This window comes from Streptomyces sp. AA1529, assembly GCF_000280905.1.
Classification (GTDB): domain Bacteria; phylum Actinomycetota; class Actinomycetes; order Streptomycetales; family Streptomycetaceae; genus Streptomyces.
Genome location: NZ_ALAP01000097.1, coordinates 83,308 through 92,231, shown reverse-complemented (window position 1 = coordinate 92,231; position 8,924 = coordinate 83,308). Strand labels below are relative to the sequence as shown.

Annotated in this window: 7 protein-coding genes and 1 pseudogene; 7 read left to right on the top strand and 1 reads right to left on the bottom strand. The window is 70.9% G+C overall.

Translation table 11 applies throughout. The annotated features are described in order from the left end of the window. Positions 1-265 precede the first annotated feature (265 nt). Positions 266-1,015: a DNA-methyltransferase gene (locus A949_RS0128615; RefSeq protein WP_019359488.1), complete on the bottom strand. Its 750-nt coding sequence runs from the start codon at positions 1,013-1,015 to the stop codon at positions 266-268. A gap of 624 nt (positions 1,016-1,639) precedes the next feature. Here A949_RS0128615 and A949_RS0128605 point away from each other — a divergent pair. The 7 genes and pseudogenes from A949_RS0128605 to A949_RS0128575 all read left to right on the top strand — a co-directional run bounded on the left by A949_RS0128605 (position 1,640) and on the right by A949_RS0128575 (position 8,854). Continuing rightward, positions 1,640-2,777 (top strand): annotated as a pseudogene (locus A949_RS0128605) (C40 family peptidase). A gap of 79 nt (positions 2,778-2,856) precedes the next feature. Beyond that, positions 2,857-3,165: a DUF6112 family protein gene (locus A949_RS0128600; RefSeq protein WP_019359485.1), complete on the top strand. Its 309-nt coding sequence runs from the start codon at positions 2,857-2,859 to the stop codon at positions 3,163-3,165. Continuing rightward, positions 3,165-3,851 (top strand): hypothetical protein, encoded by a 687-nt coding sequence (locus tag A949_RS0128595; protein WP_019359484.1) that lies wholly within the window; start codon positions 3,165-3,167, stop codon positions 3,849-3,851. Before A949_RS0128600 ends, A949_RS0128595 begins: the two co-directional genes overlap by 1 nt. A 33-nt stretch (positions 3,852-3,884) precedes the next feature. Further along, positions 3,885-5,249: an SCO6881 family protein gene (locus A949_RS0128590; protein ID WP_026005122.1), complete on the top strand. Its 1,365-nt coding sequence runs from the start codon at positions 3,885-3,887 to the stop codon at positions 5,247-5,249. 95 nt (positions 5,250-5,344) lie between these two features. After that, positions 5,345-6,817, top strand: a complete 1,473-nt coding sequence (locus A949_RS0128585) for an SCO6880 family protein (RefSeq protein ID WP_019359482.1) — start codon at positions 5,345-5,347, stop codon at positions 6,815-6,817. Between the two features lie 51 nt (positions 6,818-6,868). Continuing rightward, on the top strand, positions 6,869-7,324 hold the full coding sequence (locus tag A949_RS0128580; RefSeq protein ID WP_019359481.1) for a DUF6238 family protein: 456 nt from the start codon (positions 6,869-6,871) through the stop codon (positions 7,322-7,324). A gap of 21 nt (positions 7,325-7,345) precedes the next feature. Further along, positions 7,346-8,854: an ATP-binding protein gene (locus A949_RS0128575; protein ID WP_019359480.1), complete on the top strand. Its 1,509-nt coding sequence runs from the start codon at positions 7,346-7,348 to the stop codon at positions 8,852-8,854. Positions 8,855-8,924: the final 70 nt, after the last annotated feature.

The window sequence follows — 8,924 nt, the reverse complement described above, 5'->3', positions numbered from 1 at the left end:
CGCGGTGAACCTGAAGCTCGATCCGAAGAGCGTGGAGCCGGAGGAGGGCTTCACCCGCGACGTGACCAAGATCGGCTGTCTCGGCATCTCGGGCGTCGAGGTGAGCCTGCGCTCCCAGGCCGATCTGGAGCGGGCCGAGGACTTGATCCTACGGAGCATCGCAGCCTCCTAACCACGCCGCACGAAGGGACGGTCGCGTACCCGTATCGGGTGTGCGACCGCCCCTTCGCGCGTTCTGCCTCCCTCCTCGGTCTCTCGCCCGGGGTCACTCCTCGGGCCCGGCGAGGCCGAAGTCGTCCTGGGTCAGCGCGCGCTCCATGCGCTGTTCGGCGATGTCGGCGTAGTGGTCGGACAGCTCGATACCGACGAACTGCCGGCCTTCCCGCAGGGCGGCGACTCCGGTCGAGCCGGACCCGGTGAAGGGGTCGAGGACGGTGCCGACGGGAGGGCAGATCTTGACCAGCTCCTGCATTACCTCGACCGGCTTCTGCGTGATGTGGACCCGTCCCTTGCGGGGCTGGCTGGCCTGGTAGAGGCCGGGGAGGTAGACGGGGTTGCGGTTGGCGTCGACGGGTCCCTTGGTGCCCCAGACGATGTACTCGCAGGACTGCTTGAGCCGTCCCTTCTGCGGGCGGGAGACCGGCTTGTGCCACGAGGCGATGCCCCGCCACGTCCACCCCGCCGCCTGTAGCGCATCGGTGGTGGTGGGAAGTTGGCGCCAGTCGGTGAAGACCAGGGCGGTGCCGGACTCGACGGTGGCCCGGTACGCCTCGGTCAGCAGCAGGGAGAGCCAGTACCCGTAGGAGCGCTGGTCGCGGTTTTCGCCGGGGAAGTTGGCGAGCTGGTGCCCGGCGTCCACGGCGGTGTACTTCGCCTTCGCGGTCCGCCCGGTGCGCTCGGAGCTGGTCCGGCCGCCGGAGTTGTAGGGCGGGTCGGTGATCAGGGCGTCCACGCTGGCGTCCGGGAGTTCGGACAGCACACTCAGCGCGTCGCCTCGGTGCAGGGTGTAGGGCATGACTGGGTTCTCTCTCAGGCAGTGGTGTGCGCACGTCCGACCCCACAGGGGGCGGGTGGGTGGCAGAGGAATACCCGGCGAATTGCCCCGGGCGTTCCGGGGGCTGGGGCCGATGCGCGCTGAAGAGTAGTGCGGGATTCCGGCCGCACCAAGCCAGAAGCGGGCCGCCATCAGCACCGGGGTCGGCTCGTTTGGTGCGGCCGGAATTCGTCTCTACAGTCTCGGCAAGCCCATCGGGAAGGAGTCCCTTCCGCCCCAGTTGAGCTGTGCTGATGCGTGTTGTGCCGCCCAACGGGCGGGCCGCTTCAGCGTGCTGTCGAACGTCTCCCGACCGGAGAAAGGGCGTCGTGGAATGTGGCGCGTGAGATTACCAGCGCGGCTTGCTGCCGCTCCCCGCTGAAGCGGTCCGCTGGCCAGGGTTAGCAGACCCCGGCCACCGGTTCCGCCACCCCTTGCAAGGGGATTTCGGATTCTTGACCGGCGCGGTGTCGGTGGCCTTTTCGACGAGAGCACCCGCACCGCGCCGCCTACGCCCAAGGAGTTGCCGATGTGGCACCCCCTGAAATGCCCGGCACCGCGGCCGGACGGTCGGCTCGCTTCCCCTCCGGTGACCGGTCCGCGCTCGTGAACAAGACCCTGGTGGCCGTCGGTGCGGTGGCGGTTGCGCCGATGCTGCTGATCGCTCCGCTGGCGATGGCGATGGCCGGCGCGCACGGCGCCGAAGCGGCCTGTAAAAGACGACGCGGGTGATCACATTGACGCTGCGGCGGTCTCCAAGCGGGTGCGCTCGATCCTCGACGGCGGCAAGGCCGGTTCGGTCCGCGTGTCCGGGCTCGATGCTCCCAAGGAGCAGGTCCCGAACGCCAAGAAGATACAGGCCACCGGCGTCGCGCTGAAGATTCCGCCCCGGGGGCAGGTGGTCGCGTTGGCCACCGCGTTGCAGGAGTCGGGTCTGCGGAACCTCAACTACGGCGACCGGGACAGCCTCGGGTTGTTCCAGCAACGGCCGAGCCAGGGCTGGGGCACCGCACAGCAGGTCCGCGATCCCGTGCACGCGGCGTCCTCGTTTTACACGCACCTGAAGAAGGTCTCGGGTTGGCAGTCCATGACCGTCGCCCAGGCCGCCCAGGCGGTCCAGGCGAGCGGGTTCCCCGACGCGTACGCGAAGTGGGAGCCGCTGGCCACGGCGCTCCAGAAGGCCCTCGCCAAGTCCCTCAACGGTGCCGGCGGTTCCGGTAAAGACACCGACAAGGGCAACGGCGACAAGGCTGATGCCCCTGCCGGGGGTGAGTGCGGCAACGAGAACGGGTCGTCGTTCGGCCCGATCCCGAAGGGGTCCGTCCCGAAGGGCTACACGATCCCGGCGGCGGCGCCCACGCCGGTGCGTAAGGCGATCCGTTGGGGTCTGGGGCAGCTTGGGACGCCGTACCAGTGGGGCGGCTCCTGCGCGGACGCGCACGGCAAGGATCCCATGGGCCGGTGCGACTGCTCCAGTCTGATGCAGGCGTCCTACAAGGCCGGCGGCATCAAGCTCTCCCGGACCACGTACACGCAGGTCAAGGAGGGCAAGGCGGTCAGTCCGAAGCGGCTGAAGCCTGGGGATCTGCTCTTCACCCGCGGCACGGCCGCCCGTCCGGAGCACGTCGGCATGTACATCGGGCACGGCCTGATCCTTCAGGCCCCGCGCACCGGTGACGTCACCAAGATCACCCGGCTCGCCGACTGGCAGCCCTCGATCCTCGCTGCGCGTCGCGTCACCTGACGCGCTCTCTCCCCTCCTCATTTCTCTCTCGCACGACCTCCGGGGCTTCCGCATGCCCGGATCCGAAACAGGAGTTCCCTTGAAACTCGCCCAGCATCTCCAGCACCTGGCCTACGACCCAGGCGTCTCGCCCAAGGGGGGTGGCCTGCCTGGTCTCGACGTGCTGAAGAAGGTGATCGGCTCGATCAACCTCTTCGGGATCATCGCCACCGTCGGGGCCTTGGCCCTTTCGGCGGTGATCTGGGCCTGGGGCCACCACAGCGGCGGCCACCAGGCCGAGCAGAACGGCAAGAAGGGCACCACCATCGCCGCAGGCGTCGCCCTGCTCCTCGGGGCGGCGAACGGGATCGTCGCCTTCTTCTCCGCGATGGGGACGCAGGTCCACTGATGCCGACCTTGAAGAAACGATCCGCCCCCGCGCAGGTCTCCGCCGTCGCTCCGTCGTCGGTGCTCCGGCGCTCGGCGATGATCGCCGTCATCCTGACCGTGCTGCTGGCCGTCGCCGACTTCGTCGCCTACCTGACCCGGCCCGAGGCTCCGCAACCGCGAGCGGACGCCCACCCGAAACCCACCGCTTCGCCGCACTCCCCCGCGCCGCGTCCAGGAGCGGACGAGGCCGTCGCCGCGCCGCCGCACACAAATGACCCGGTGACGTTCGCGAAGGCGGCTACCAAGGCGCTGTGGACGTATGACACCCAGCGCTTCTCCCGGGCCGGACATCTGGCCGGACTCAAGCGGTGGATGACCGGCGAGAAGAAGTACGCCGACTGGAAGTCCGTGACCGGCGAGGTGCCGGGCAAGGCGCTGTGGTCGCGGATGCACGACAACCACCAGCACGCCACGGCGAAGGTGAGCGAGGGCCACTTCCCCGAGTCGTTCAAGACCGCCATGTCCCAGAACCCCGGCGGCATCACCGAGGCGTACGTCTACGCGGTCACCGTGACCGGCAAGCAGTCCATCGCCTGGAAGGGCTCGGGCGCCGGGGCCGAGCCCCGCTCGACCACCCTCGCCGTCCAGTGCCGGCCTAACCACGAGTGCGCGCTGTCGGGCGTGCTGCCGGAGGTCGCCCCATGACCGGCGAAACCACAATACGGAAGGAGATGCCCCGTGGGTGCCTGTGACCTTCCCCTGATGAACCACGTGTGCGGGGCAATCGGCGGCGTGGCCGGGAAGACTGGCGAGGTCATCACGGACGGCATCGGGGCCTGGATCGCCAAGTCCATGGGCGAGGTCGCCCAGTCCGCGGCCGACCTGGCCACCCGTGCGGTGGACAAGACCACCGCCGTGGACCTGAACGCCGAGTGGTTCCGGCACAACTACGAGCTGATCCTCCCCATCGGGCTCGTGCTCACCGTGGGGACGTTCTGTCTTCAGCTGACCCGTGCCGCCTGGCGCCGCGACGAGCGCGCGCTGGCACAGGCGGCGTTCGGGACGATGATCGGTGTCTTCTTCGCCTTTGCCGCCATCGCCTGCACCACCGTCGCGCTCACCGTGGTCGACGCCCTGTCGGCTGGGCTGTTCAAGGCGGCGAACTCCTCGGTCGACGATGCGATCCGCCGCGTGATCAAGGTGAACGAGCTGGGGGCGATGTACGGCCTGGGCTGGGGCGTGCCCGCGATCATCGCGCTGGGCTGCGCGGTCGGCGCGTTCTTGTACTGGGCCGTGATGGTCGCCCGCAAGGTCGGCATCCTGGTGCTCGTCACCCTCGCGGTCTTCGCTGGTGCGGGCGGGGGCTGGGAGGTCGCCAAGCGCTGGCGGCGCGGGTGGATCGAGGCCACCGCCACGCTCATCGTCAGCAAGCTGCTGATGACGATCGTCTTCCTCCTCGGCGTCTCCGCGATGGGCAAGTCCGACTCCGACGGCGGGATGGCGGCGCTCTCGGACGCCATGTCGGGCATGGTCGTCATGGTCCTCGTCCTGCTCTGCCCGTACGCAACCTACAAGTTCGTGCACTGGGCGGCCGACGGCGGCGGGCACGATGACCTGCACCGCTCCGGCGTCGCCGGGGTCGGTACGGCGGCCGGGGCGGCGAAGACCGCGGGGCAGCTCGCGGTGCAGGCCAAGACCGGCGGCATGGTGCCGCAGGGCCCGTCGAAGGTCCCGGGCCAGGGTGCCGGCGGTGTCGCCTCCGGCATCGATCCGAGCGGCGGCTCCGGTGGCCAGGGCAAGCCGAAGCAGACCCACTTCCGCTTCGGCGAGGACCCAGACGCTGGAGGCGACAAGGGCCGCGCGCTCATCCGCCGCCCCCCGGCCGACGGCGACCAGGGCCAGCCCCTCATTCGCCGCCCCGGTCAGGAATCCGGTGCACGCTCCAGCGGCGGTGGCCAGGGCCCCTCCCACCGGTCGACGGGGACGGTGCGCCAGCCGTCTTCGGCGGGCGGGCCGCCGCCATCGAGCGGGCCGCCGCCGCAGGGCGGTGCCACACCGCAGCGGTGGGTCTACCCGGGCCCATCCGGTGATTCCGGCTGCTAGAGCCCTCACCTGACGGGGGCGGGACCGGCCCGCCCGGCCGCCCGCCCCCGTCCCCTTCTTCTCTCTTCTCCCCTGCTTTCAAGGACGGCTCTGCCATGCTCTCCGAGACCTCTTCATCCGACGGCCCGGCCACCGTGAAGTTCCCCCACCGCACCCGCCGGGGCGTGCTGATGGGGCTGTCCGTGCCGCAGTTGCTCGGCGTCGCGACCACCGGTCTACTGCTTCTCGCGGTTCTGCTCACCTCCGGCGTCCTCGGCGCGATGAAGCTCATACCGCTGTGGGCCCTGCTTCTGGCGGGCGTCTTCGTGCGGCACCGGGGCCGCTCGGTGGCCGACTGGGCACCTATCGCCCTGCGGTACGCACTGCGCCGTGCGAAGGGCCAGGTGGTGTGGCTGGCCCGGCCCGCTACCCGGCCGCGCCGGGAGGGATTGCTGCATCTGCCCGGGACCGCAGCCTCGCTCCGCGTCGTCGCGGCGCCGAACGGTCACTTCGGTGCGGTCCACGATCCGCACGCGGGCACCCTGACCGCCGTGGTCCGCGTCTCAGCCCGCGCCTTCGCGCTGCTCGACCCGGCCGCCCAGTCCGCGAATGTGACCGGCTGGGGCCGCACGCTGGCCGCGCTCGCCCGCACCGGACACGTCGCCCGCGTCCAGGTCCTGGAGCGCACCGTCCCCGACTCCGGCGACGCGCTCAACCGATACTGGACCGAGCACGGCGACGCTGTTACCCCGCTGGCCGGGGACGTCTACCGCGACCTCCTGGAGGCTGCCGGACCGGCAGCCGCGCCGCACGAGGCGTACGTCGCACTCGCCCTCGACATGAAGGCCGCCCGCCGGTTGATCAACCAGGGCGGGGGTGGGCTCACCGGCGCCTTCTCCGTGCTGAACCAGCTCACCTCCACCTTCGACCAGTCCGCCCGCAACGCGGGTCTCGCCCCGAGCGGCTGGCTGTCCGCCAACGAGGTCGCAGCGGTCATCCGGACCGCCTACGACCCCGCCTCCTCCGCCGCGCTCGACCAGTGGTCCCAGACCGGACGCCCGCAGGCCGACCCCGCCGCCGCCGGCCCCGTCGTCCTGGTGGAGAAGGGCGAACGCGTCCAGACCGACACCGCCCACCACGCCACCTTCTGGATCGAGAACTGGCCCCGCACCGAAACCAGCCCCGGCTTCCTGCACCAACTCCTGTTCACCTCCGGGGTCCGCCGCACCCTCTCGATCACCTACACCCCTAAGGGGCTGGACTCCGCGCTCAAGGACGTGCAGCGCAAGAAGGCCAGCGTGATCGCGGACGCCGCCGAGCGGGCCCGCAAGGGCCAAGTCGACTCCGAAGAGGACGCCGTGGAGTACGCCGACGTCAAGGAACGTGAACGCCAGCTCATCTCCGGGCACGCCGATGTCGCCGTCACCGGGCTGCTCACCGTCAGCGCCGAGAGCGAGGACGACCTCAACTCCGCCTGCGCCGCCATCGAGACCGCCGCCGTCTCGACCATGACCGACCTGCGCCGACTGACCTGGCAGCAGGCCGAAGCCTTCACCCGCACCGCCCTCCCCCTCGCCCTCGCGGCATAACCGGCTCCGACGCCGCCCCCTCGTTCCGCGCTCGACCGAAGGCCCCTTCCCATGCCGACCGATCCGCTGCCCGACTTGGCCTCGGACTTCATGCCGTTCGCCACTGCCGCGCTCGACTTCCACCGGACTATCAACCTCCCCGACGCACCCATCGCCGCCTCCCGCGCCGAACTGGACTCGCTGCACGCACACCTGGTCGCCCTCTACGGGCTCCTCGACGCGCACACCACCAGCACCTCCCCCGTGGCCGGCGTCGAAGGCGACCACCTGCGCGCGTGCCGCATCCGGCTGTGGCAGGCCGCCGACCACCTCCACGCCGCCTTCCACACGGCACCCCACCCCGACACCGGGCACCCACCAGGCCGGGAGGCGTGCCGGGCCCGGCTTCCCGAGGGTGCACCCGAACTCACGATATGTCAGCGCCACCTGACCGCCTCAGCGCGGGTGCGCCGGAATCACACCCCGGCCGATCTGCGTGACCCCTTCACCGGCCTCACCCGCCACTGACCACCAGGAGCACCACCGAGCATGTCTCCCTCGATACGCCCGCGCGTCACCGCGAGCCCGCTGTTCGTCCCCTACAAGAGCGACCGCGCTACCTCGCGTGCCGCGCGGGCCCACCTCGCCACCGCCCGCGACCAGGCGCGGGACGCCAACCGCCCCCAGGCCCGCGCCGCCGCCTCCGGTCTCGACCCCGAACTGCGGGCCACCTACCCGGCGGGCGGACGCCCCGGCCGGGCCTCCGCCCGCGGCGGCAGCCTGAAACTTCCCGCCCACCGGATGACGACCGCGACGGCCTCCGGGGCTTACCCGTTCCTGGCCGAAGGCGGCCTGGGCGCCCAAGGCATCTACATCGGCCGCGACGTCCACGCGGAGGCGGCGTTTTGCTACGACCCGTTCTCGCTCTATGGGCGGCTCGACGGGTTCACCAACCCCAACATCCTGCTCGCCGGGGTCATCGGGATGGGCAAGTCCGCCGTGGCCAAATCCCTCGCGGTCCGCGCCGTCGCCTTCGGATACAAGATCTACGTCCCCTGCGACCCGAAGGGCGAGTGGACCGTGGTCGCCCGGGAGCTGGGGGGCCAGACCATCGCGCTAGGCCCTGGGCTGCCCGGTCGTCTCAACCCGCTGGACGCCCCCGCACGGCCGAACGGGGTCAGCGAGGAGGACTGGCGCGGTGAGGTCCGCAAGCGGCGCCTGCTCCTCCTCGGCTCGCTGGCGAAGACGGTGCTGCGGCGCGAGCTGCACCCGATGGAGCACACCGCGCTCGACGTCGCCCTCGACGAGGTCGTCGCCCAAGCCGAGGCCGACGGAAGCACGCCGCTGCTGGGGCAGATCGCGCACGTCCTCGGCTCTCCCGACCAGCTCGACGCCGCACTGGGCGAGCCCTCCGGCCGACTCGGTGCCGCCGCCGAGGACCTCGCCCACGCCCTGCGACGCATGGTGCACGGGGACCTGGCCGGGATGTTCGATGCCGGGTCGACGGTCGCCTTCGACCCGAGCGCGCCGATGCTGTCCATCGACCTCTCCCGCCTGGGCGGCGCAGGTGACGACACCGCGCTCGTGCTGGCCATGACGTGCGCGTCCGCGTGGATGGAGTCCGCACTCGCCGACCCCGACGCCGGGCGGCGCTGGGTGATCTACGACGAAGCCTGGCGCGTCATGCGGCACGTCGCCCTGCTGGAGCGCATGCAGTCCCAATGGAAGCTGAGCCGGGGGCTCGGCATCGCGAACTTGATGGTCATCCACCGGTTGAGCGACCTGCTCACCGCGGGCGACGCGGGCTCCCGGGGCCGCGCTCTGGCCGAGGGTCTGCTCACCGACTGCTCCACGCGGATCATCTACCGCCAGGAAGCAGACCAACTCGCCGCCGCCTCATCCCTGCTCGGGCTGACCGGGGTCGAGGCCCAGGCCGTGTCCGCCCTCACCAAGGGACGCGGCCTGTGGAAGGTCGCGGGCCGGAGCTTCATTACTCAACATCTGCTCCATCCACGGGAGCGCGAGCTGTTCGACACCGACGCCCGGATGAGCGGCTGACCAGCCAGAACACCAAGGGAGAGCGGTTGCCGAGCACCGGATTCGGCGCCGCCCGCCCCGACCTTGCGAA